At 48.8% G+C, this 24126-nt stretch carries 20 protein-coding genes and 1 tRNA gene; 12 read left to right on the forward strand and 9 right to left on the reverse strand.

All coding sequences use genetic code 11. The features are described 5' to 3' along the window. Nucleotides 1-1752, reverse strand: a complete 1752-nt coding sequence (gene araD / locus K4H25_RS03455) for an L-arabinonate dehydratase (RefSeq protein ID WP_221022027.1) — start codon at nt 1750-1752, stop codon at nt 1-3. A gap of 328 nt (nt 1753-2080) precedes the next feature. Here araD and K4H25_RS03460 point away from each other — a divergent pair, with 328 nt between their 5' ends. Beyond that, nucleotides 2081-3109 carry a LacI family DNA-binding transcriptional regulator gene (locus K4H25_RS03460; RefSeq protein WP_221022028.1) on the forward strand — a complete coding sequence of 343 codons (1029 nt, stop codon included), beginning with the start codon at nt 2081-2083 and terminating at the stop codon, nt 3107-3109. A 21-nt stretch (nt 3110-3130) separates the two neighbouring features. Here the strand turns inward: K4H25_RS03460 and K4H25_RS03465 are convergent, their stop codons facing one another. Next, a complete protein-coding gene (locus K4H25_RS03465; RefSeq protein WP_221022029.1) occupies nt 3131-3907 on the reverse strand; it encodes a hypothetical protein in 777 nt (258 codons plus the stop codon). 233 nt (nt 3908-4140) lie between these two features. Between K4H25_RS03465 and ahpC the strand changes: the two genes are divergently transcribed. Then, the gene (gene ahpC / locus K4H25_RS03470) at nt 4141-4704 is read left to right on the forward strand and encodes an alkyl hydroperoxide reductase subunit C (protein ID WP_221022030.1); all 564 of its coding nucleotides are present in this window, start codon (nt 4141-4143) and stop codon (nt 4702-4704) included. A 133-nt stretch (nt 4705-4837) separates the two neighbouring features. Continuing rightward, nucleotides 4838-6385 (forward strand): alkyl hydroperoxide reductase subunit F, encoded by a 1548-nt coding sequence (gene ahpF / locus K4H25_RS03475; protein WP_221022031.1) that lies wholly within the window; start codon nt 4838-4840, stop codon nt 6383-6385. 274 nt (nt 6386-6659) lie between these two features. Here the strand turns inward: ahpF and K4H25_RS03480 are convergent. Further along, nucleotides 6660-6736, reverse strand: a tRNA-Met gene (locus K4H25_RS03480). Between the two features lie 80 nt (nt 6737-6816). Further along, nucleotides 6817-8130 carry a Na+/H+ antiporter family protein gene (locus K4H25_RS03485; protein ID WP_221022032.1) on the reverse strand — a complete coding sequence of 438 codons (1314 nt, stop codon included), beginning with the start codon at nt 8128-8130 and terminating at the stop codon, nt 6817-6819. A gap of 201 nt (nt 8131-8331) precedes the next feature. On the opposite strand from K4H25_RS03485, the gene K4H25_RS03490 reads away from it, so the two are divergent. Both K4H25_RS03490 and K4H25_RS03495 read left to right on the forward strand, forming a co-directional pair. Next, nucleotides 8332-9795, forward strand: coding sequence for an amino acid permease (locus tag K4H25_RS03490; protein WP_221022033.1), 1464 nt, complete (start codon nt 8332-8334; stop codon nt 9793-9795). Nucleotides 9796-10218: 423 nt separating this feature from the next. Beyond that, nucleotides 10219-11202 (forward strand): IS110 family RNA-guided transposase, encoded by a 984-nt coding sequence (locus K4H25_RS03495; protein ID WP_221021794.1) that lies wholly within the window; start codon nt 10219-10221, stop codon nt 11200-11202. 41 nt (nt 11203-11243) lie between these two features. On the opposite strand, the gene K4H25_RS03500 is transcribed toward K4H25_RS03495, so the two are convergent. From K4H25_RS03500 to K4H25_RS03510, 3 genes are all read right to left on the reverse strand, one after another. Continuing rightward, nucleotides 11244-11471: a hypothetical protein gene (locus tag K4H25_RS03500; protein ID WP_221022034.1), complete on the reverse strand. Its 228-nt coding sequence runs from the start codon at nt 11469-11471 to the stop codon at nt 11244-11246. A gap of 134 nt (nt 11472-11605) precedes the next feature. Next, nucleotides 11606-12364, reverse strand: coding sequence for a lysophospholipid acyltransferase family protein (locus K4H25_RS03505; protein WP_221022035.1), 759 nt, complete (start codon nt 12362-12364; stop codon nt 11606-11608). Between the two features lie 200 nt (nt 12365-12564). Continuing rightward, a complete protein-coding gene (locus K4H25_RS03510; protein ID WP_255587980.1) occupies nt 12565-13854 on the reverse strand; it encodes a class I SAM-dependent methyltransferase in 1290 nt (429 codons plus the stop codon). A gap of 28 nt (nt 13855-13882) precedes the next feature. Here K4H25_RS03510 and K4H25_RS03515 point away from each other — a divergent pair, with 28 nt between their 5' ends. Then, nucleotides 13883-14788: an FAD-dependent oxidoreductase gene (locus tag K4H25_RS03515; protein WP_221022036.1), complete on the forward strand. Its 906-nt coding sequence runs from the start codon at nt 13883-13885 to the stop codon at nt 14786-14788. A 486-nt stretch (nt 14789-15274) separates the two neighbouring features. On the opposite strand, the gene K4H25_RS03520 is transcribed toward K4H25_RS03515, so the two are convergent. Together K4H25_RS03520 and K4H25_RS03525 are read right to left on the reverse strand one after the other, a co-directional pair. Further along, nucleotides 15275-15598: a hypothetical protein gene (locus K4H25_RS03520; RefSeq protein WP_221022037.1), complete on the reverse strand. Its 324-nt coding sequence runs from the start codon at nt 15596-15598 to the stop codon at nt 15275-15277. A gap of 109 nt (nt 15599-15707) precedes the next feature. Further along, nucleotides 15708-17774, reverse strand: coding sequence for an Ig-like domain-containing protein (locus K4H25_RS03525; RefSeq protein ID WP_221022038.1), 2067 nt, complete (start codon nt 17772-17774; stop codon nt 15708-15710). A 324-nt stretch (nt 17775-18098) separates the two neighbouring features. Here K4H25_RS03525 and ttcA point away from each other — a divergent pair, with 324 nt between their 5' ends. The 6 genes from ttcA (at nt 18099) to ampD (ending at nt 24120) form a co-directional block, all read left to right on the forward strand. Beyond that, a complete protein-coding gene (ttcA, locus tag K4H25_RS03530) occupies nt 18099-19040 on the forward strand; it encodes a tRNA 2-thiocytidine(32) synthetase TtcA (RefSeq protein WP_221022039.1) in 942 nt (313 codons plus the stop codon). Beyond that, nucleotides 19037-19828 carry a fused MFS/spermidine synthase gene (locus K4H25_RS03535; RefSeq protein WP_221022040.1) on the forward strand — a complete coding sequence of 264 codons (792 nt, stop codon included), beginning with the start codon at nt 19037-19039 and terminating at the stop codon, nt 19826-19828. Before ttcA ends, K4H25_RS03535 begins: the two co-directional genes overlap by 4 nt. Nucleotides 19829-19996: 168 nt before the next feature. Beyond that, nucleotides 19997-20491 carry an RNA pyrophosphohydrolase gene (locus tag K4H25_RS03540; RefSeq protein ID WP_173533088.1) on the forward strand — a complete coding sequence of 165 codons (495 nt, stop codon included), beginning with the start codon at nt 19997-19999 and terminating at the stop codon, nt 20489-20491. A 51-nt stretch (nt 20492-20542) separates the two neighbouring features. After that, nucleotides 20543-22129 (forward strand): sensor histidine kinase, encoded by a 1587-nt coding sequence (locus K4H25_RS03545; protein WP_221022041.1) that lies wholly within the window; start codon nt 20543-20545, stop codon nt 22127-22129. After that, a complete protein-coding gene (locus K4H25_RS03550; RefSeq protein ID WP_221022042.1) occupies nt 22113-23480 on the forward strand; it encodes a sigma-54-dependent transcriptional regulator in 1368 nt (455 codons plus the stop codon). Before K4H25_RS03545 ends, K4H25_RS03550 begins: the two co-directional genes overlap by 17 nt. Next, complete coding sequence (gene ampD / locus K4H25_RS03555; protein ID WP_308443234.1) at nt 23473-24120, forward strand: 1,6-anhydro-N-acetylmuramyl-L-alanine amidase AmpD; 648 nt, start codon at nt 23473-23475, stop codon at nt 24118-24120. Before K4H25_RS03550 ends, ampD begins: the two co-directional genes overlap by 8 nt. The last annotated feature ends 6 nt before the right edge of the window (nt 24121-24126 follow it).

A 24126-nucleotide genomic window follows, 5' to 3' on the forward strand; every position in this document is an offset into this window, starting at 1 on the left:
TTAACAGATTGCTGGTTCAGGCACGTCGCTGCCTGCTTGGAGAAAATCAAAATCGCAGCCTTCATCCGCTTGAGTTACGTGCTGTTGATACAAGGCGGAAAATGAACGCTGATAAACGCGATGGCTAGGTTGCAGTGCGGCTCGGCGTGTAGCGAGCTCCTCGTCAGACACCAACATATTGAGTGTGCCTGCGGCGATATCGAGCTCGATCATGTCGCCGGTTTTGACTAGCGCTAGCGGGCCGCCGACTGCCGCTTCTGGAGCAACATGCAAGACACAGGCGCCGTAATGGGTTCCTGACATTCGGGCGTCAGAAATTCGGACCATGTCGGTCACACCTTCTTTGAGCAGCTTTTTCGGGATCGGCAAATTGCCCCATTCCGGCATGCCCGGTGCGCCTACAGGGCCGGCATTGCGCAGAACAATGACTGAATCTTTATGAATATCGAGCGCAGGATCATCGATCTGTTCTGATAGCGCTTGGGCCGAATCAAACACCACCGCAGGACCACAATGTCGATGTAGTTCAGGTTTGGCTGCAGACGACTTCATGACAGCGCCATTCGGGCATAAATTGCCGCGCAGAACGGCTAAAGCGCAACCTTGCTCAAGTGCAATAACTGGGTTATCCATGCCACGAATCACATTGTCATCGTAGCAATCGGCATGTTTAATCCAGTCAGCAACCGGTTGATTGGTGACACCAACACTGTGTGTGTGAAGGAAAGGCTCAACTTTTTTGAGTAGCGCCATCAAGCCGCCGGCAAAGAAAAACTCGTCCATCAGTTGATCGCCAGATGGGAATAAATTGGCGAGGACTGGCACTTGGTGGGCGATTTGGGCCATGTCATCCAGCGTAATTTTGATGTTGGCGCGATTGGCCATTGCGATTAAATGGATGGCGGCATTGGTTGATCCGCCGAGCGCCATATACGCCACAATGCCATTGAGGAAGTTTTCGCGTTGTAGCCATTTTGACGGTTTGTGGTCATACCAAACCATGTCGACAATGGTTTTACCGCATTGCGCAGCCATTTGCGTATGGCGCGAATCTGCTGCAGGGATCGAGCTGGCACCCGGTAAAGTAAAGCCAATGGCGTCGGCGATTGAAGTCATGGTCGACGCCGTTCCCATCGTATTGCAAGTACCAATTGAGCGCGTCATTGCGCCTTCTAGTTCAACCCAATCATGCTGTTTAATGGTGCCAACACGGACTAAATCCCAATATTTCTTAGTATGAGTGCCCGCACCGGTGACTTGACCGCGCCATTTGCCTGTTGACATTGGGCCCGCAGGACAAAAAATCATTGGGATGTCCATGCTCAATGCGCCCATCAATAGCGCAGGAGTCGACTTGTCACACCCGCCTAAAAGCACCGCGCCATCGATGGGGTGTTGGCGAAGTAATTCTTCCGCTTCCATCGCTAAAAAATTGCGGTAAAGCATGGTCGTTGGTTTCACCATCACCTCACCAACAGATAGCGCTGGTAGCTCAACTGGATAACCACCAGCAGCCCATACCGCCCGCTTTACAGCTTCTGCTCGATCACGTAAATGAATATGGCAGGCACTCATTTCGCTCCAAGTATTGATGATGCCAATAACGGGTTTACCCATGAATTCTTCACGGTTTAAGCCCATTTGCTGAGTGCGTTGGCGATGGGCAAATGCCCGAATGGTGTCGGGGGCATACCAGCGCTGACTTCGTAGCGCTGTTACATCAAGCCGCTGTAGGTTTTCTTTGTTAAACATGGATTCCAACCTGTGGTTTCAAATGTGTAGTTGATGGCAATCACTCTACAATCGTAGCGCTACGATTGAAACAGTATTTTTCACACTACATTTTTGTGCACAGTGGATTTTAGTGGTGTATATGAAGGGATTTTATTGCGATGACGAGTATTGCAGCGCTGCAATTTTTTGCTAAAATGAATCAATGTTACATTTAGGTAAATGATTTTTAATTTTTTGCTGACGTATGTTTTGTGGGTGTTTGATTTTTTGAGTCATTTTATTGAAAGGAGGTGAATTCCTAAGAATGTGATTTGTATCTTTAATGACTCACTAGGAAATGTTGCTTATGCGTTCTCGTTTTAAACCCGCAGTAAAGCTCGATGATGTGGCAGCACATTCCGGCGTTTCGCCATCAACCGTATCTTTGTATATGCGACATCCAGATAAGGTTTCGGCGAAATCAGCAGAGAAAATTAGCCGAGCAATTGAAGAATTGGGCTATGTGCGAAATAAAATTGCCAGCCAATTTACTGGCGGCGCTCGGTTGTCGATGGCGGTTATTGTGCCGTCGGTGGCGAATATTATTTTTGGTGAGGCGGTTCAGTTAATTGAAAAAATTGTGAGTGAAGAAGGTTTTCAGTTATTGATTGCATCGCATAACCACAGTCTTGAAAAAGAAGAAGCCCAAGTTCGGTCATTTTTGGAGTGGTCGCCCGCAGCGATTGCTTTGGCTGGTCCAGAGCATACGGATGCGACCATTAAGATGCTGCAGCAAAGTGGCGTACCTGTCGTACAGATGTGGCAGGTTGAGGGGCAACGATTCTCGGCTCAGGTGGGGGTTGATCATTTCTCGATTGGTTATCATGCCACGCGTTATTTGTATGAAACAGGCTGTCAGAAAGTGGCGTTTTTTACGACGCGATTTGAAGAGGATGTACGAGCAGGCAAGCGCTACACCGGCTATCTAAAGGCCGTCGCCGAGCAAGATCAGTTGCCGATTGTGGTTAATGTTCCGCAGTCGGACAATATCTATACGGCAACACGTCCTTTGCTGTTGAAGACCATGATTAAAGAGCGTGGGCTTGATGGCATTGTTGCGTCCAATGATGGAATTGGTGCTGCGCTATTAATTGAAGCGGCAGATAAAGGAATCGCAGTACCAGATAAGCTCAGTGTGCTCGGTTTTGGTGATTTTCCGATCAGCGCGCATCTGGCGCCTGCCAGTTTAAGTACGATTAATATTCACGCGCCTTGCATCGCAGAAACCACAGGAAAAATGATGCTGAGAATGAATCGCGATATTGATTATCAAGGAGATATTGTCGATGTTGGTTATGAAATTATTCCTCGTGGTAGTACACGGCTGGTGATTTAGTTTTTTCTGTATTGGCGCATCTTAAGGCTGCCAATCTTGGTAGGGTTTATGGACTTTGGCGTAGGCTTTTTCAAGCTCACCGCTGTCGCGGGCGGCTTTGATGGCTTTGCTGATGGCGTCATTGACGAAATCACCACGCTCATTGCAAGAAAAGAACAAGACATCGGGGTAGTCATCAAAGTGCGCACGGTGAATTTGTTTTAGTTTTAATTTTTTGATCAGATAGTCACTTTCTTCTTGTGCCCACAGCACGCCAGCAATTCGGCCAGCATTGAGTTTTTTGAGTGATTGCTCAAGATTGATGACGCTGCGAGTTGGAAAGCCCCAGTCAGCAGGGGGGGCTTCAATTAGCGTGTTGGTGTCTTGGTTGGCTTGAATTACTTGTTGTTTGGTGACAATTTGGTTTTTGTTGGTGTACAGCACGAAGGTGACTTTACCGAGCATCTCTTTGGAATACTGATAAGGCGCAGCATTTTTTGCGCCATCTTTGATCTTCATCGTTGGAAAGCGAAAATCGGCATTTTTGTTATTGATGTCGAGGTAGACTCGTTTGACAGGTTCAAGGCTAAATTTGATTGTGCCGGCGGGATAAAATTGATTGATGACGGCGATGAGCTCAGGAAATGGTCCTGTTTTACTATTTTCTAAAATTCCCGGTAATTCAATCGCGACACCGTGAAAGTTGGGTGCATTAATTGGAAAGGTGTAGTTGGTCGTCTTGATGCCATTGCAGTCATCAGCGTGGCTTGTTGTGAGGTGAGTCATGCCAAGTAGCAATACCAGTAATATTTTGCGCATGTTGACCGGCTCCCAAACAAATCTTCGTGTTTAAGCATACAAAATTAGCAATGAAATAGACAGTTTTTGCTGGGGTTTCCATGGGGGGAGTTTCTTTACTGGTGTGCTGTAATTGATTGATGATATAAAAAAACTAACGAGTCGATGTAAATATTTCATTTTAACTATCGATACATTGTGGCTAGAATAGCTCCTGTCAATTACACACAACGTTGTTCACAAGGAGCTACACCATGGCCATTATCAATACTGTTATCAAACCTTTCAAAGCAACTGCTTACCACGAAGGCAAATTTGTTCCGGTTAGCGATGAAACGCTAAAAGGTAAGTGGTCGGTTGTTTTCTTTTACCCAGCTGACTTTACTTTTGTTTGCCCAACTGAGTTAGGCGACTTGGCTGATGTATACCCAGAATTCCAAAAAATGGGTGTTGAAGTGTACTCAGTATCCACTGATACCCATTTCACCCACAAAGCTTGGCACGATGCATCTGACACCATCAAAAAAATCAACTACCCAATGATTGGTGATCCAACAGGTACGATTACTCGTAACTTTGATGTGATGATCGAAGAAGAAGGCTTGGCATTGCGCGGTACTTTCGTGATCAACCCAGAAGGCGAGATCAAAGTTGCTGAAATTCATGACTTGGGTATCGGCCGTGATGCCAAAGAATTGCTACGCAAAGTACAAGCAGCGCAATACGTTGCGAGCCATCCAGGTGAAGTTTGCCCAGCTAAATGGACACCAGGCGAAGACACTTTGAAGCCGTCTTTGGATTTAGTTGGCAAGATCTAAGTCCTGCGCTGTAAACCCTCTGCTTTAGCGATCTAAATATTTAGATCAGTCTGTTAATCCGTGCCGCCAGCGGCGGCATGGATTTCAGTGATCAAGCTTCGCTTGATCAGTGAAATTCAACCGGAGAATCCCCATGCTCGATGCTCAAATTAGCGCCCAATTGCAGGGCTATCTCGAAAAACTACAATATCCGATCGAATTGATTGCTTCGTTGGACCAAAGTGCCGCCGCCAATGAAATGGGCACTTTATTGCAAGAAATCGCCGCTTTAAATTCTAAAGTTACTGTTCGTTTGGATGGCATTGCCGCCTTGCGCCCATCGTTTGCCATTGCTCGCCTTGGCGATGCGCCACGGGTGCATTTTGCCGGTATTCCCTTGGGTCATGAATTTACTTCTTTGGTCTTGGCTTTATTGCAAGTCGGTGGGCATCCGCCACGAGTGGATGATGCCACGATTGCATCGATTAAATCATTGCCAGGCCCATTGAACTTTGTATCGTTTATTTCTTTGTCTTGCCACAACTGCCCTGATGTGGTGCAAGCCTTGAATTTATTGGCGGTGCTCAATCCAGCGATTACCCACACCATGGTCGATGGTGCTTTGTATCAAGATTATGTTGCTGAGCAGCGCGTAATGGCAGTACCAACCGTGTTGCTTAATGATCAGCCTTTTGGCCAAGGTCGGATGACGATTGAAGAAGTTGTGGCCAAGCTCGATACCCGCAGCGGTGAGCGTGCAGCACAAGACATCAATGCCAAAGCAGCGTTTGATGTGTTGGTGGTCGGTGGCGGCCCAGCCGGTGCTTCTGCTGCGGTATATGCCGCTCGTAAAGGAATTCGTACTGGCGTTGTCGCCGAGCGTTTTGGCGGTCAAGTGCTCGATACCATGGGCATTGAGAATTTTATTTCGGTTAAAGCCACCGAAGGCCCGAAATTGGCCAGCGCCTTAGAAAACCATGTTCGTGAATACGATGTGGATATTATGAATTTGCAACGCGCAAGCAAATTAACCCCAGGCGATTTGATTGAAATTGAATTGGCTAACGGCGCTAAATTGCAAAGTCGCAGTGTGATTTTGTCGACGGGTGCGCGCTGGCGTGAAATGAATGTGCCGGGTGAGCAAGAATACCGTGGTCGTGGCGTAGCATACTGCCCGCATTGCGATGGTCCTTTATTTAAAGGCAAACGTGTGGCGGTGATTGGTGGCGGCAATTCCGGCGTCGAAGCGGCGATTGATTTGGCGGGGATTGTGAGTCATGTGACCTTGCTTGAGTTTGGCGAACAAATGCGCGCTGATGCGGTATTGCAAAACAAATTGCGCAGCCTGCCGAATGTAACGATTTTGACGCAAGCGCAAACCACCGCAGTGATTGGCAATGGTGAAAAAGTAACTGCGCTTAATTACACCGATCGTGCTTCTGGAGAAGCGCGCAGCATTGAGCTAGAAGGCATCTTTGTGCAGATTGGCTTGTTGCCCAATACCGATTGGTTAAAAGGCGTGGTGGATTTAAGCCCGAGCGGCGAAATCATCGTCGATGCTCGTGGCCAGACTTCGGTACCGGGCGTATTTGCCGCCGGTGACGTGACCACCGTGCCGTTTAAGCAAATCATTATCGCCATGGGCGAAGGTGCCAAAGCCTCGTTATCAGCTTTTGATCACCTGATTCGCAGCGGGCATTAAGCACAAGATTGAAATGACGTAAAAAACGAGGCCAAGCGCCTCGTTTTTTTATGGGGTAAATTAAAACCAGCCGCCTCAAGTTTTTTGCTGCCTTATCTTGCTTGTAGTGCCATGTTGTTATGGGATTTTATTTAGGTATGTGACTGCAGGCTTTTATTTGTTTGGAGTGGCAGGCAATACTATGATGTTCAGTGTCGAGTAGATAACAAAAAACCCCGTAATCCTAAGATTGACGGGGCATTTGAATTCTCTGTGCTAGCCAGAGAATGGTAACTGGTGGCTATGGCGGGACTCGAACCTGCGACCCCAGCATTATGAGTGCTGTGCTCTAACCAACTGAGCTACATAGCCAAGAGAGGGCGCTATTATCACCGATGAATTTAGTCTTGGCAAGCCCTTTTTTAAAAATAATCAGATAAAACGCAAAATATTTATAAAACCATCACCGCAACCCAACCAAACGCCATCAATGGCAGGTTGAAATGCAAGAAAGTCGGTACCGAAGTATCCCAAATATGGTTGTGCTGACCATCGACATTCAAACCAGCAGTTGGGCCCAGTGTTGAATCAGACGCTGGCGAGCCAGCATCTCCCAATGCACCCGCTGTGCCCACCAAGCAAACAATCGCTGCTGGGCTAAACCCGAGTTGCATCGCCAGCGGCACATAGATGGTGGCTAAGATAGGTACTGTTGAAAATGAAGAACCGATGCCCAATGTCACCACCAATCCGACCAGCAACATCAAAAACGCTGCCAGTGCTTTGCTATTGCCGATTAGATCGGCCGATTGCGTGACCAAACTGGCCACATCGCCGGTGGCTTTGAGTACTTCGGCCATGCCAGAAGCAGCAATCATAATCAGGCCAATGCCGGCCATCATTTTCATGCCTTCGCTAAAGACACTATCAGCTTGTCGCCAAGGCACTGCGCCACCGAGCACACAAACGGTAAAGCCCGCTAGCGCGCCGAGCAACATCGAGTCAACGCACAGCTGCACGATAAAGGTCGTTACCATCGCCAGCACCGCCACGCCCAATGAGCGAGGCGTGTAGCGACTGTCTTCGCGCTCAACCGCTTTGAGCACGTTCATATCGTACTGGCGCGGTTTACGGTAAGTGACAAATACCGCGGTGAGTAAACCAAACAGCATCCCCAGTGCGGGCAGCGCCATCGCGTGCATCACATTCACGTGGGTGACATCTAAGCCTGATTTGGTAATGCTGCCCAATAAAATTTGGGTTAAGAAAATCTCGCCAAAACCAACAGGGAACAACATATACGGCGTAATCAAACCAAAAGTCATCACGCACGCCAATAAACGGCGGTCGACTTTAAATGTCGCCAGCGTAAATAGTAGCGGCGGAATCACCAAAGGAATAAACGCGATATGAATCGGTAAAATATTTTGCGATGAAATCGCCAGCGCCAAAACGGCCAACACAATGCCCCATTTAACTCGCTGGGTATTGCTGCTTTTGGCACTTAATTTGGCCAAGCCATCGGCCATCGCGTGCGGTAAACCGGATTCGGCCAGCGCCAAGGCAAAAGCACCGAGCAGCGCGTAAGACAGCGCAATCCCTGCGCCACCACCGAGGCCGCCATTGAATGCGGCGATGGTTTTACTTAATTCTAATCCCCCGACCAATCCACCCACCACGGCACTAATGAGGATACTGACCACCACATGAATGCGGCTCAATGAGAGCGCGAGCATCAGTGTTACTGCAATTAAAACGGCATTCATAAGTAAAAAGCTTGGTCAAAAAGATGCCACTTTACCTGTAGTAGGGGGGAGTTGTTTAGAGAAAAATCATTAATTGATGTTTCGCTTGATTGCGTATATGGGATTTTATGGGTATTAGGAATCGATCTGAGCTGATACCATCTTGTCCCCTTGGGGGTGAAGATTGGTTTTGCTCCCCGTTTTATGTTCAAAGGATTTAGCATGATCGCAGAGGAAGTCCAGACGGCACCCCACCTCAAACGCAATTTGCGTGTTCGTCATCTTTCCATGATTGCCATTGGTGGCTCGATTGGGACCGGTTTATTTGTGGCTTCGGGCGCGACGGTGGCCCAAGCGGGCGCTGGTGGCGCTTTGGCTGCTTATGCCGTAATCGGTTTGATGGTGTATTTCTTAATGACCAGCTTGGCCGAAATGGCCGCTTATATGCCGGTTTCAGGCTCATTCTCGACTTATGGGGCTAAATTTGTTGAGCCTGGTTTTGGCTTTGCCCTCGGGTGGAACTACTGGTACAACTGGGCGGTGACCATTGCCGTTGAATTGGCTGCGGCCAGCATGGTGATGAAGTTCTGGTTTCCAGACAGCTCAGGCCTGATGTGGAGCGCCTTGTTCCTCGCGATGATGTTTTCGCTCAACTACCTCTCGGTGAAAGGCTTTGGCGAAGCGGAATTTTGGTTCTCGCTGATTAAAGTCGTAACCGTGGTGATTTTTATTGTCACCGGTGTATTGATGATTTTTGGCATCTTAAATGGCACGCACAGCGTTGGTTTTGAAAACTTCACCATGGGCGACGGTCCTTTTGTTGGTGGTTTCCCCGCGATGCTCGGGGTGGCGATGATTGCCGGGTTCTCATTCCAAGGCACTGAATTAGTCGGTATTGCCGCAGGCGAATCAGAAAACCCGCAAAAAAACATCCCGCGTGCGATCAAGCAAGTGTTTTGGCGTATCTTGCTGTTTTATGTATTGGCGATTTTCGTTATCGGTATGTTGATTCCCTATACTGACCCGAATTTGCTTAAAAGCGATTTAGCCAATGTCGGTGTTAGTCCGTTTACCTTGGTGTTTCAAAACGCCGGCATTGCCTTTGCTGCGAGCGTGATGAACGCTGTGATTTTAACGGCGATTTTATCGGCCGGTAACTCAGGCATGTATGCCTCAAGCCGGATGCTGTATTCATTGGCTTCGGAAGGCAAAGCGCCAAAAATGTTCGCTAAATTGTCAAGCAACGGCGTGCCACGCAATGCTTTGTACGCCACTTGTTTGGTGGCAATGTTGTGCTTTTTTGCCTCGATTTTTGGTGAAAAAACCGTGTATTTATGGCTCTTGAGCACCTCAGGGATGACCGGTTTTATTGCTTGGCTTGGGATTGCGATTTGCCATTATCGCTTCCGTAAAGCGTATATCTTGCAAGGCCGCGACATTAATGATTTGCCGTATCGTTCGAAGTTTTATCCCTTTGGACCGATGTTTGCCTTTGCCTTGTGTATGGTGATTATGCTCGGCCAAAACTACCAAGCCTTTATGGCCGGTACCATTGATTGGGGTAGCGTGGTTGCCACTTATATCGGGATTCCGTTGTTTTTGTTGATTTGGTTTAGCTATCGCTACAAAAACAAAACCAAATTTATCACGTACGAAAAAATGGATTTAGACAGCCAGCGCGATTAATCTCGCCAGCAAATGCAAAAATAGCCCCGCAGCGTCGGGGCTATTTTTTGTCGAAAAAATCAAAGTGCAATATATGAATTATATGGGTATTGCCTGCTATAGCTTGTAGATAATGACCTGCAATCAAATACATTGCTTTGCTAGGGTGGAATAAGCTCCGCGCATTCCACCGGATCGTTGTGGACTAGGTGGAATGCACTTCGTTTATTCCACCCTTGTATCTTTCTCTCCGTGGTGGTTAGCTACTACCACACGAGGCGAAGTGAGTTTGGTTCCACCCTTAAGGCATTGACCTTGTTTTGTAGATTAAACCCTTCGCCTCACTTCTTTCGCCAAATCAGACACTGAACGGTAGCCAAGGGCTTTGACCCTGTATGCACAAGGCAAGTGGGCGAATTAGGCATTTTTACAGGAAGAATCTTCATGTTTTATCTCGGTATTGATGTTGCTAAAGCTAAACTCGATTGTTACTTGTTAACTCAACTTGACCCACTCAAAGGCAAGGCCAAGGTCGTACCCAATACCGCCAAAGGCCTTGCTGATTTGCTGGCTTGGCTGACTAAAAATCACATTCCGCATGACCAGCTGCACGTCTCAATGGAGGCCACTGGCGTGTATCACGAACTGGCCGCCACACTACTGCATGATGCAGGCGTTTGCGTCTCGATTGCCAATCCCGCACAAGTGAAGCATTTCGGCCAAGGCCTCGCGGTGCGTACCAAAACCGATGGCGTTGATAGCCAAGTTCTGGCGCGTTATTGCGCAATGATTAAGCCTGCTGCGTGGCTGCCACCTCCGCCTGAAGCCCGCATTCTAAAAGGACTTCTGGCTCGCCGCGAAGCGATTTTGCAAGACTTACTCCGCGAAAAAAATCGGCAAGAAAAAGCCGAATCTACGGTGACGACCGAGCTGATTCATCAATCGATTAACGACAGTATTGTCTTTCTAAATGCTCAGCTCAAAAAGCTACAAAGCCAAATCGACGACCATATCGACCGTCATCCTGGCCTGAAAAACGACCTCAATTTACTGCAAACCATCCCAGCAATCGGCCCACAAAGTGGCACGCAATTATTGGCGGTGATGCATACGCATCAATTCAATACGGCCGAACAATTGTCGGCCTATTTGGGCTTGGTGCCCGTCGAGCGGCAATCGGGGTCATCGATTCTTGGGCGCGCCAAACTGTCTAAAGCTGGTCCTGCAAAGGTTCGTGCCGTGCTCTACATGGCTGCCATCGTCGCCACCAAATACAACCCCCACGTCAAAGCCTTATTTGAGCGTTTGCTTGCCCGAGGCAAGAGCAAAATGTCGGCGCTCGGTGCTTGCATGCGCAAATTAGTTCACCTGTGCTTCGGCGTACTGAAAACCCAGAAAAAGTATCAAGCTGAGTACCAAAATGCTTGACCGGCAAGACAGTATCTACGAATTGAGGTGTGGTTCATTCATTAGCTGGGTGGGATATGTTTGAGAATTTCTTTAACTTCCTGAAAAATGGCACTGACATTGTCCGGCATCTTGCCTATTTGTTTGATCGCGGCTTCATCGGCGGCAATTGCGGTTAATATTTCGGTTAAAAATCCTTTATGTTCCGAGTCAAGTCTTGAAATAATGCCAATCAGCAAATATTTCAAAGCGCCTAATTTTGCATTGATCGATAACTCAATATTGTCCACTACTTATTCCTTCCAATTGGCCGTATTTGATTACAGCTTTTGATCTAAAAGTTTTTGCTAGCGATACCCAACAACTACCCCTCACATCGTCAAGCTACCACCTCATCCACACCCTGCGCACAGGCTTGCTGCGGTTAGGTGCTCATCTCTTGCAAGCTTTCATGTTTGGCGCGGATCATGGCTTCGACTTCTTTGTTGAGGCTGCGTCTATCTCGTCCTTCGGGGGTGAGTGGCGCTAGAAAATGGATTTCGATACACAGTTGCTGCGCGCCGGTGATTTGCCACAGCGAGTCGGCGATGCTCATGTCGTCGATATACGCCGCGTCGCTGACGTATTGACCGGCGGCATTGGTGTAGCGCAGGTAAATCGGTTGGATGGTGGCGTTGGTTTCAAAAGCACTTTGGATGAGCGAGGCTTTAAAGGGGCGAATTGCTTGGCCGTCGCTGGTGGTGCCTTCGGGGAAAAAAGCGATGCATTCTTGATTATTGAGTGCGCAGCTGATGCTGGCGTTAACGCGTTGGGTATCGCGCGTTTTGCTACGATCAATAAACACCGTACCAGCGCCTTGGCATAGCATGCCGATGACCGGCCAAGTTTGCACGTCGGCGCGGGCGACAAAGCGGGCGACGGTGACGCTATTGATGGCAAAAATATCAAACCATGAAATGTGATTGGCGAGCAGTAGATGATTGGCAGGGTGTAGCGGAGTGGCTTGGCCAAAGACTTTGATGGTGAAGCCCAGTTTTTGCGCCAATTGTTGCGACCAAACTTGAGTTGTATTCAGTCGCGCTGCGTGATTGAGCCGAGGAAACTGAAAGCGCACCAGCAACATGCCGTAAATCACATGCCGCACAAATTGCTGCAATCGATGGATTCTCAACCATGTTTTCATCCCGACTTACCCTTGTTCAATTGGCGTGACCCCTTGCGATTATTACTTACGCGGGCATCAAAATACACCAACTGCGTGGCATTGCGCATCGTGGCTAGATTTAAAGCGGATTTATCTGTTTTTGTGTGTGATTTTAGCTGCGGTTTATGGCTAGCAAGCGCCGCAAGCTGCGCCCCACGCGGCGGTGGGGCGGGATGGATTTACAGCTCGCCAGAGCGATCTCGACCGCGTAAACCGGGGGCGGTATCGCCAGTAAGGCCTTTAGAAAAAGCGATGACTTTAAAAATCTCGCCCATTTCGGCGTGTGTAGTGAGTTTTTGAATCGCTGCGACGCTTTTCATATAGTCGATGCTGGTGGTGGGTAGTTGCTGGGCAAAGTCGAGAATGCCTGCGTCGAGCAAATAGCTGGCTTGAGTGGTATACCCCTCTAAGCTAAGTCCACTAGCTTCTGCAGCGGTATACATTGCAGTAAAATCAACGTGGCAGGTAATGTCAGTGAGTCCAGGATAAAAGAATGGATCGTGAACGGTGTGGTGGCGATAATGGCCAATCAGCGTACCCATGCTGCGTTCAGGGTGGTAATACTCGCGCTGCGGGAACCCATAATCAATCAGTAAGATCATACCGCGCTGCAAGCTTTGCCCGAGTGCGGTGATAAAGCCTTGCGCTTCAAGGTGAATTTCGCTGGTGTAGTTCGGAATCGTTGGCAAAGGCTCGCAAGCTGCGGCCAATTGCGCAGATTGAATCGGCCGATTTTGCATGGCAAAACCTTGCTCGCTGAGGATAACGCCGCGTTGTTGCCATTGCCCATCGGCCAGTTGCACCAGCTCGCATGGCATGGCGTCGAGCACTTCATTACCGAGCATCACGCCGACAAAATGATCGGGCAGCGCATCGAGCCACTGCACGCGATCGATTAAATGTGGTACTAAAGTAAGCAAAGTTTGACGCTGACGCTCGCGTAATTGGCCAGAAAGCTCCAAGATGGCATAGTGTACGGGTAAGGCGTTGCGGCGCTCGAGTTCTTGCAAAATTTGCGCCGCCAGTTGGCCGGTGCCAGCGCCGACTTCCAAAACACTGGCGGACTCTTGACCGATTTCATCGAGAACATGCGCCAACGTGGCAGCCACCGTCGCACCAAAAAAAGGCGATATTTCTGGCGCGGTGACAAAGTCGCCAGCGCCGCCAAATTTGGTTGCGCCGCCGCTGTAATAACCTAGCGCTGGGGTGTACATCGCCAAGCGCATAAAGTCGGCAAAAGAAATCCAGCCGCCGTGGGCGTTAATCGATTCGGCAATATGCTGACACAAGGCTTGGCTGGCTTCGAGCGCATCGCTCGATGGCAAGGGTAATTGCAATTGATTCATGGCGAAGTCGATCAAATAGAAAGGTGTCGCCGATTTTAGCATTGTTGCTGCATGGCGTACCGAGGCAATCGTTGGCGCTAAATAGCGGCAGTTTTGGCATGAATGGCCATCAAATAACGGCATAAGCACATGGGGAAGAATTTAAACCGTGATGACTGATCACTGCGTAGATGTATTGATTATTGGCGGCGGCGTTGGCGGGCTAACGCTAGCGCAATGGCTCACAGGGCTTGGGCGTAGCTGGCGCATTGTTGAGCGCGAAGCGTATTTGGGCGGCCCTTTGGCGCACAGCCAATATGTTTTGAAGTGGATTCCGGGCTGGCCTGCGGTGTCGGGGCGCGATTATATGGCCGCCATTTTGGCGGGCATTGATACGACGCACTGTGAGCTCAGTTGCGAATTAACGCAGATTGAGATCGATGGCATTGAGCAAGCTTGGCGCTGTCAGCTCAGTAATGGGCGCACGATGCTGGCCAAAAAACTGGTGTTTGCCTGTGGCGCAGCACCGGTCTCGCCGTTTGCTGCGGCTGAGCGGGTGATTGTTGGGCCGGGATTGCAAAAAATTGCCCATCTACAAACCGGAGATCGGGTGTTGGTTTTGGGTGGTGGCGATAATGCCGCTGAACACGCGCTGATTTTGCAAGAGATGGGCTGCTCGGTGGTGATGTTGGTACGCAGTCAATTACGTGCATCGGCGGTGTTGGCGCAGCAATTACAAGCCGCGCAGATTGATTTTCGGGTGCATGGCGATGAACTGCCTTTGAATGTCAGTGTGAGCGGGATTGAGTTATTCGGCGAGTTTTACGATTATGCCGCAGTATATTATGGCTATCAGCCATCGAAGGCGATCACGGACTTTCCGGTATTGTATGGGCTAGATCAGCAAATCAGCCGCGATGTGTTTATTCTGGGCGACATGACTGGGCCAGCTTATCCCAATATTTTACTCACCCAAGGGCAAGCGGCGGTGGTGGCCAAGCAAATCGATCACGTGCTGTCGGGCGACGGAATGCGCACTAGACACTGCACTGATTTAGCGCTTGGCGAGTGGTCTTGAGTTGTTTATTAGTGGGTATATTTATGTAGAGTCTGAATCATAAAGCCTACATGAATATACCCAGTTGAATTGACGTAAAAATTTTTGACGCAGAGACGCAGAGACGCAGAGACGCAGAGACGCAGAGAAAAGCAAAAACGGTTATTTCAGACTACCCCGGTTTAAAAATCCCTAGAGTTGATTCGTTTTTTCTTGGTATCTCTGTGTTAATTTTTGATTTTTAAAGCTGAATTGCTATGTATATACCCTAGTGCCGTTCACTGAAGCCAAGTGAGCGGCATTTTTTTCCTCGATTTCATTGCAGTGGTCGCTTTTGACGCAAAGGTACAGAGAAAATCAATCGAAAAACCCTGATTTTCCTCCGCGCCTCTGCGTCAGGTTTTCAGGGTTTGTCGTTAAGTGAACTGTATTTTTTGATTGGCCCTTGGTTAAAGCGTGCCAGATGGTGTTTGCTGGCAAAGACAATACCAGCTTTGCCAGCAGAGTTCACGCATCCAGCTCAGTGGCAACAACACTGTCCGAGTCGCAGCCTATCCCAGCAGCAATTGAGCGCTGCGCCCAGTGGCTGATGCGCCGATTGAGCCAAGGCCAATTGACCGGCAAATAGCCCGCGGGTTCGAGCAACATACCGCACCAATAGCGATGTTGCACTTCATCCCAAACCAAAGCGGCGCACCGCCCGCGCCGTTTTCGGCTGATTAACATCCCCACCGGACAAGGCTCCGCCGCGCAACACACCCCGCAACCATTACACGCCGCACCTATAGCGGGTTTGGCGGGGGCGAGTGGGTGGAGGTGGATGATTTGCATGGCGTTGGTCGAAGTTAAGTAGTATTGGAAAATACCAGTCGCGAATGGTTTGCTGCGAATAAAAAGCCGCTGAAAAACAGCGGCTTTAGTGGTGGGTGACTGCGATTAGTTATGGCGTTATGGTGTAGTTATACGGGAAGGTGGTGATTTTTGCTGCCTGCCCGCCGCCTGCAGGTGTGGTGACAGTGACAGTTAAAATACCGCTATTTTGCGTGGCAGGACAAGTTGTAGCAAATTGAAGCTTAAATCCAAAATTGGTTTGACCTAAAACGACGGCATTAGTCGCAATTGCAGATGAGCCAATGGTATGGCTATTACCAGAAAGCACAGAACCTTGCCCATTGGTACTTGCAATCGCGATCGTCGTACCTGCTGGCAAGATATTGCCTTTTTCATCAGGGATATAGATTGTGTAATCTTTGTTCGTTCCACAGGTGCCAGTAACTGGCGCCGCAGGACTGAGCACAGGTGTTTTTGGATTGTCACTGGAGAAAATAAATGTAGATTGTTGGAAAATATGCAGTGTTTTTTTGCTTGAACATTTCACATAACTTGGTGCACATAAACTCGCATTGAGTAGTCCATCCGCCGCATCGTATGCATTGTTGCCGTTGAAGTCGACTAATTGATCTACGCCTAAATCGAAATTACCATTTTCGTTTTTATCTAAGAAAGCCTCGCCAATATCCGTCGTTTTGCTATTGTCATCGATTAGCTCACTGTCTTGATCGGCAATTAAATTGTTATTGCGATCGACAAAACTTTCTTCACCAGTTGCATAAGCCAGAACGTGAACTCGGCCATTGTTTGGGCGTGGGCTCTGGGAGGTTAAGGTGATTTGGCAGCTACTATCCACCGTAGTGCAACTACCTTGGGTGTTCGTGCCAATACGCCCGCCATCGGTAATAAAGTTAATCGCGGTGCCATCGGGTACTGGGTTATTAAAGTGGTCGGCAAGGCGCATAGTGATTTTGGCTTCAGTACCATCATAATTCCAGCCATTGATATTGTATTTATCAGCGGATAATGAAATTGAGTCTTGATCAGGGAAGCCTGAACTGATCGCTAATTTTCCAGACGTACTACTTAAAGCGCCAGCTGTGGCTGTCACGCGGATTGAAGTCGGTTGATTGCCAGAAATCACTGTTGCATTTGCAACGCCGTTGCTATCGGTGGTTACGGTGACCTTACCTGATACGGCATTGAGTAAAGTAACGCCGCCAGCCGATGTGTCCAAGGCAAAAGTGACCGCTTGACCAGGAATCGGAGCACCAGTGGCATCAATCACTTTGAATTGCACTTGGGCAGTATCAGGGCGCGTTGCGCTGGCATAACCCTTGAGGGTGATTACGCCATCGGCAGGGGTAATCGCATTAAATGAGAGTGATGCTGCGGTCGGCGGCGCAATGGCGACTTTTACGTTTTGGCTTTGTCCGTTAGATAGTGTTGCAGTAATCGTATCGGTGTTGGCGCAGCCTTTGTCAGTAAATGAAGCAATCGCTTTACCGCTGGTATTGGTGAGGGCTGTTGCGTCGATTGTTGCTTTGCCTGCTTGCGCGCATTGCGAAGAGAAATTAACGGTTTGTCCGGAAATTGGCTTGCCATTGGCGCTGACCTGCACTTCTAAGCTGGTATTGGCATTGGCGCTGATACTGGCTAAGCCAGCTTGCATGCTATCAATTTTTAATGTGGAAGAGCCAATTTGATAGGCCATCGAATTGGTGATGGTTTGATCGGTACCACTAGCGTCTTTGTATTTGGCGCTAGCAATCAATTCGCCTACTTTGCCACTGGCGCTGATATTGGCCACACTGAGTGTGGTCGTCATTTGACCGGCAGAGTTGGTTAAACCTGCGTTCGGGCTTAGCAAACCTAATGTCGTATCGGTTGTGAAATTCACTACCGCGCCAGCAATCGGACTGTTCTTGGCGTCGACGACCAGTGCCGTCACTTGAATGGTTTCGCCAAGGGCAAGGGTAGCTTGTGTTGGCGTCAGGACGATCTTAGCAACCGCAGGAATGGGCGTCGGCGTTGCGCCACCACCCCCTCCGCCATTACTGCCTCCCGAAATCAGATCGGCACCGCCGGGGCCGCCGCCGCCGCAGGCGGTGAGTGTGCTGGCGATTGCGCCGACAATGGCAAGATGAATAAGGGCTTTGCGAGGGGTTGAGTGCATTTTGTCTTGCCTTTTACGATATATTTACAAACAAACCAGTATTTTCTTTCTGCTGATTTTTTATTTTATGTATTTTAAGCAAGTTATGCTGTTTGAATGTTGCTTTTCGCTTACTTTTTCTAAAAGTGACACCTATTTGTCATGCGGGTTTGGCGGCCTATTGCGGTATGAGATTGCGGTGAAAAATCAAACACTCAGCAGCGTGTTGCTGTGAGCGAATGGCTTTGTGCGTACGAGTAGGGGTTTTTCAGGTAAAATCACTGCCAATTCAATTACCTATAGCGGGGCGTCCTTTGGGCGTCCCGTATTTATTCTATGAACGCAATGACCGAACCAGCGCAAGAGAAGCCGCAACTGACAGAGGCGGAACAAAAGCAGAAATATAATTTCAATAAATTGGTGAAACGCTTGCGCCATAACGTGGGCGACGCGATTAACGATTTTAATATGATCGAAGATGGTGATCGGGTGATGGTGTGTTTGTCGGGAGGGAAAGACAGCTACACCATGCTGGATATTTTGCTGAGTTTGCAAAAATCAGCGCCGATTAATTTTTCGATTGTTGCGGTGAATTTGGACCAAAAACAACCGGGTTTCCCAGAGCATATTTTGCCGACGTATCTGGCCGAAATTGGCGTTGAGCACCGAATTATCGAAGAAGATACCTATTCGATTGTGACGCGAGTGATCGAAGAGGGAAAAACCACCTGTGGTTTGTGTAGCCGTTTGCGCCGTGGCATTTTGTACCGCGTGGCCGATGAATTGGGGGCGACCAAGATTGCGCTAGGTCATCATCGGGATGACATTTTAGAAACGCTGTTTTTGAATATGTTTTACGGCGGCAAGCTCAAAGGTATGCCGCCAAAATTGGTGTCGGATGATGGCAAACATATGGTGATTCGCCCATTGGCGTATTGCCGTGAAAAAGACATTGAAAAATACAGCGCAGCGCGTGAATTTCCGATTATTCCGTGTAATTTATGCGGCTCGCAGCCTAATTTACAGCGGCAAGTGATTGGCGATATGTTGCGTGATTGGGATAAACGTTTCCCGGGACGTTTGGAAACGATGTTTACCGCGATGTGTAATGTGGTGCCCTCGCATTTAGCCGATCCTAAGCGTTACGATTTTGTAAATGCCAAGGCCGATGGCACGCCACGCGCCGATGGCGATAAGGCGTTTGATCGGGAAACATTTAGCGATCCGAGCCGGATTTCGATTTTGTCGAGTAAACCTGCAGCGAGCGCGTGTGGAGATGAGTCATGATGTTATCGCGCACTCGGCGTCGCCCAAGAAATTTTGACGATGAGCTGATGATTGATGTCTCTGAGGAGGGCGGCGTTCGCAAACTGCATTTTGGTAGCGATGACACGCAGAGCGCGATGAAGATCAATGCGCCCAATGAGTTGCTACTGGCGTATTCACGCTGTGTGTTTGCTAGCTTATTGTTTTTAGATCCCCCGAAAAAAATGCTGTTGATTGGCTTGGGCGGCGGCTCGATTGCGAAATGGGTGCATGAGTATTTGCCGACGACACATTTGACGTGCGTTGAGTTATTTCAGCAAGTCGTGAATGTGGCGCGCTCGATGTTTTTTTTGCCGCCAGATGATGAGCGCTTGGAGGTGATTACCGGCGATGGCGCTGCGCATGTTTACAATATGGCGGACGAATCGGTTGATATGATTATGATGGATGCGTATTCAGCGACCGGCATTGCTGCGCCATTGGCGAGTACTGATTTTTTTACCGCGTGCAAAAATAAGCTGACCGATGATGGCGTTTTGGCGGTGAATTTATGGAGTATTGATCGCCGATTCGAGCAGTATTGTGAGCAATTGGCGGGTGTATTTGATGGCCGTTTGATTTGCTTGCCAGCAAGACAAAAAGGCAACGTCATCGCTTTTGCTTTTATGCGCGGACAAAACAATCCGCAATGGGAGCGATTAGCTGATAAAGCCAAAAAACTCGAAGCTGAGTATGGTCTTGAATTTAATGAATTTGTTAGTGATTTGGCGCGAATGAATCCACATAACGATCGACGTTTGTTTATTTGATGAAGGCGGGGAGTTGGGAGTGAGGGAGTAGGGAGTAAAAGCAGAAAAGAAAGGTTTTTTTCATTCCCGATTCCCTACTCTCCACTCCCCGCACGAATAAAGGTTTTCAAGTGCTCGCGAATGTGAAAAAATCAGGGTAATCAACGAAATCTTAAATAGGTCGTACTTATGCTCGATCGTGATGGCTATCGGCCAAACGTCGGCATCATTATCATTAATCAACAGAACCAAGTGTTTTGGGGGAAACGCGTGCGAGAGCATTCGTGGCAGTTTCCGCAAGGCGGCATTAAGCAGGGGGAAACTCCTGAGCAGGCGATGTTTCGAGAGCTGGCCGAAGAAGTTGGTCTGCTGCCGGAACATGTAGAAATTGTGGGCCGCACGCGGGACTGGATGAAATATGATGTGCCGACCAATTGGGTGCGCCGTGAATGGCGCGGTACTTATAGAGGACAAAAACAAATTTGGTTTATGCTCAGGCTAGTCGGGAAGGATTCTGACGTTTGCTTGCGTAAAACCACGCATCCCGAGTTTGATGCATGGCGCTGGAATGAATATTGGTCACCGCTTGAGGCGGTGATTGATTTCAAACGTGGCGTATATGAAGCAGCTTTGGGTGAGTTAGCGCGATTGATTGGTCAACATCCGCCTTCAGTCGTCAACTAAAACAGCATTAGAACGGGCGGCTTGGGTCGCCCGTTTTTTTATTTGGATCTTATGCCCGATTTCAATCGCTCATCGAGTGAGCATCTATGGCAATCGCTATCCCTATTTAATATTTTCCGGCTATTAATCGTGATTGGCTTGATGGTGGGGGCGTTTTTACTCACCGGTGAGAGCTTGCTTGAGCGCGATCATTTTTGGGTGGTGATTTGGATTTTAGGGTGTTACACCCTGTGCGGGATTATTTTTGCCTTTGGCATCGCCAAAAAATGGCCGCGTTTTGACGTGCAATTGTCGATTCATGTGTTGATTGATGTGATTTTTATTGTGGCGTTGATGCATCTCGGTGGCGGAATTAAAAGCGGATTTGGGATTTTATTATTGCCGTATTTAGCTGGCGCCGGTTTGATTGCGCGTGGGCGGATGACGATCTTTCATGCGGCGATTGCCAGCATTGCTTTATTGGCTGAAATGCTGTGGAGCGCGATACACGGTGATTTAGAATCAACAATACCGATGTCGACGGTATTTCTCTGTATCGCTTCATTTGCGGTGGCTTGGCTGGCATACCGGCTCTCTCGGTATGCTGAAGAAAACCGAGAGCTAGCTGAACAACGTAGTGTCGATATTGCGAATTTAGGTCAGCTCAATACTCGGATTTTACAAGACGTATCTGACGGTGTTTTGGTAGTGGATAGTTGCAATTTAATTCAGCAATTTAATGAGCAAGCCGTTCGAGTCACCGGCGTTCGGACTGATTTAGGTAGCCCATTGGCGGCGGATTTTCCTGAATTGGCAGCGCCTTTACACCGCTGGCGCGAGTTTCCAGAGCTGGGCAGTAGTGAATTAGTGCAAACAGCAGGTGGGCGTAATACGCTGCGGGCGCGGTTTGTGTCTTTAACGCATGATTCGAGCGGGAATGTGCTGATTTATCTCGAAGATATGGCGCGCTTACGTCGTGAGTCACAGCAATTAAAACTCGCCGCGCTCGGGCGTTTAACGGCCAATCTGGCGCATGAGATTCGCAATCCTTTAGGTGCAATTAGCCATGCGGCTGAGCTGATGCGTGAAGAGGCGAATGATGACCCCTTATTACAAAAATTGACGCGAATTATTAATGACAACAGCCTGCGCCTTGAGCGCATGGTGAAAGACGTTTTAGAGCTCAATCGTCGTGATCGAGTTGAGCGTATTGATATTCACTTGGCCGATTGGCTGGCCAATTTTGTGGAAGAATTTCGGCAACAAGAGAAAATACCGGTGCAGCTCACCATCATTTGCCCACCGGAGGCGACGGTGCGGTTTGATGTGGGGCATTTGCATCAAGTGCTGTGGAATTTATCGCGTAATGGTTGGCGCTATTGCTTAAAGCAAGATCATAGCCTGCGTTTTACGGTGAGTGTATTTCGCTCTGGCTGGATGCTCAGTGTGATTAACGATGGACCTAGGGTGCCGAGCGACGCGCAGAGCCAGCTGTTTGAGCCTTTTTTTACTACTGAAAGTAAAGGCACGGGTTTGGGTTTATATATTGCGCGGGAAATTTGCGCAGCCAATGCCGCTTTACTAGAGTACCAATCCCCGCCAGAGAGCGGTGCTTGTTTTCGAATTTTATTTGGATATACCGATGGCGAAAAAATCTAAAGTATTACCCCGAGTTTTGGTGGTGGATGATGAGCCTGATTTGGCCGAATTACTCGAATTAACTTTGCTCAAAATGGGGCTGGCGGTTGAAACTGCCAATGGGGTGATTGCCGCCAAAGCTTTGATTGATAGCCAGCATTTTGATTTGTGTTTGACCGATATGCGCATGCCCGATGGTGAAGGCTTGGATCTGGTTCGGTATATCCAAAGTAAAGGCTTAGATTTACCGATTGCGGTGATTACGGCATATGGTAATACCGAGAATGCCGTTGCGGCTCTGAAAGCGGGCGCGTTTGATTATTTGGCCAAGCCGGTGGCGCTAGAGCAATTGCGGGCTTTAGTCAAATCGGCACTGAAAATTGAAGCTACGCTAGCGGTAAAAGCCGCGCGACGAGATCGTCCGCTGCTGGGCGATTCGCCAGCTTTGCAACACGCTTTGGTGTTAATTGAAAAACTAGCGCGCAATCAAGCGCCAGTGTACGTCACCGGAGAGTCGGGCTCGGGTAAAGAGCGGGCGGCGCGAACGATTCATAGTTGTTCTAGTCGGGTGGATCAGCCATTTATTGCGGTGAACTGCGGTGCGATTCCGGAAAACTTAATGGAAAGTGAGTTTTTTGGCTACCGCAAAGGCGCATTTACCGGCGCGATGGAAGACCGCGATGGCTTTTTTCAGGCGGCACATGGCGGTACGCTATTTTTGGATGAAGTCGCCGATTTGCCCTTGCTGATGCAAGTTAAATTGCTGCGCGCCATTCAAGAGCGCAAAGTACGCAAAGTGGGCGGCGTGCAAGAAGAAGACGTTGATGTACGGATTATTTCGGCAACGCATCAAAATCTATCGCGCTGCGTTGAGGCTGGGCGTTTTCGGCAAGATTTGTATTATCGACTGAATGTGATCGAGCTGAAAATGCCGGCACTGCGCGAAATGGGCAACGATGTCTTATTAATCGCTCAGTTTTTAGTTGAAGACATCGCTGCGCGCCATGGCATGCCAGTGTTGGCTTTTACTGCGGCAGCCAAAGAGGCGCTATGCCGTTATGATTTTCCCGGTAATGTGCGTGAATTAGAAAATCTACTTGAGCGCGCAATGGCTTTGGCCGATGGCCAGCAGATTGATATCGATGATCTGCAATTGCAACACGCTTCTTGCGATAAAGCAGAGGCCGTTGCGGCGAATTTAGGCGACACCTATCCATTGCAAGACTATTTGGATCGGGTAGAAAAAGCCGCCATTATCGCTGCTTTGGATAAAACCGGCTTTAATCGAACGCAGGCAGCGAAATTACTCGGCGTGACCTTTCGAAGTTTGCGCTATCGCTTAGAAAGATTGGGGATTACGCAAGATGAGTGAATCGCTGGGGCGGTTTGAATCAGCAACAATCAAATTGAGTGAGCCAATGTTGCAATTTGAAATTGATGAATTGGGCTGGTGCCATGCGGCCAAGCGGATACCGAGTCCCAATTGTGATGCGCGCCCAGTCGGGCAAGCGCCCGATATGCTGGTGATCCACAATATTCATTTGCCACCGCAACCGGCAGGAACGCTTGAGTTTACTGGTCCGGACATTGAGCGGCTATTTACCAATACGCTGGATGTGGCTGATCACGCTTGTTATGCAGAGTTGGCGCAACTGCGGGTGTCGGCGCATTTTTTGATTCGCCGCAGCGGTGAAATCCTGCAATTTGTACCGTGCGAGCTGCGCGCTTGGCATGCGGGTGTATCACGTTGGCAAGAACGTGAGCGCTGTAATGATTTTTCGATTGGTATTGAATTGGAAGGCTCGGACTTTGTGCCTTTTATGCCAGCGCAATATGCAGCGTTGAATTCACTGGCTGCGGCATTGCAGCGCCGCTACCCGCTGGCTTTTTTATTGGGGCATAGCGAGATTGCGCCGGAAAGAAAAACCGATCCAGGCCCTTATTTTGATTGGAATTTACTGGCGGAGCCGATTTTGGAATTACGCCAAACTGGCAACATCAGCCAACTCTAATGTTTA

The sequence above is a fragment of the Deefgea piscis genome (assembly GCF_019665785.1).
GTDB lineage: Bacteria > Pseudomonadota > Gammaproteobacteria > Burkholderiales > Chitinibacteraceae > Deefgea.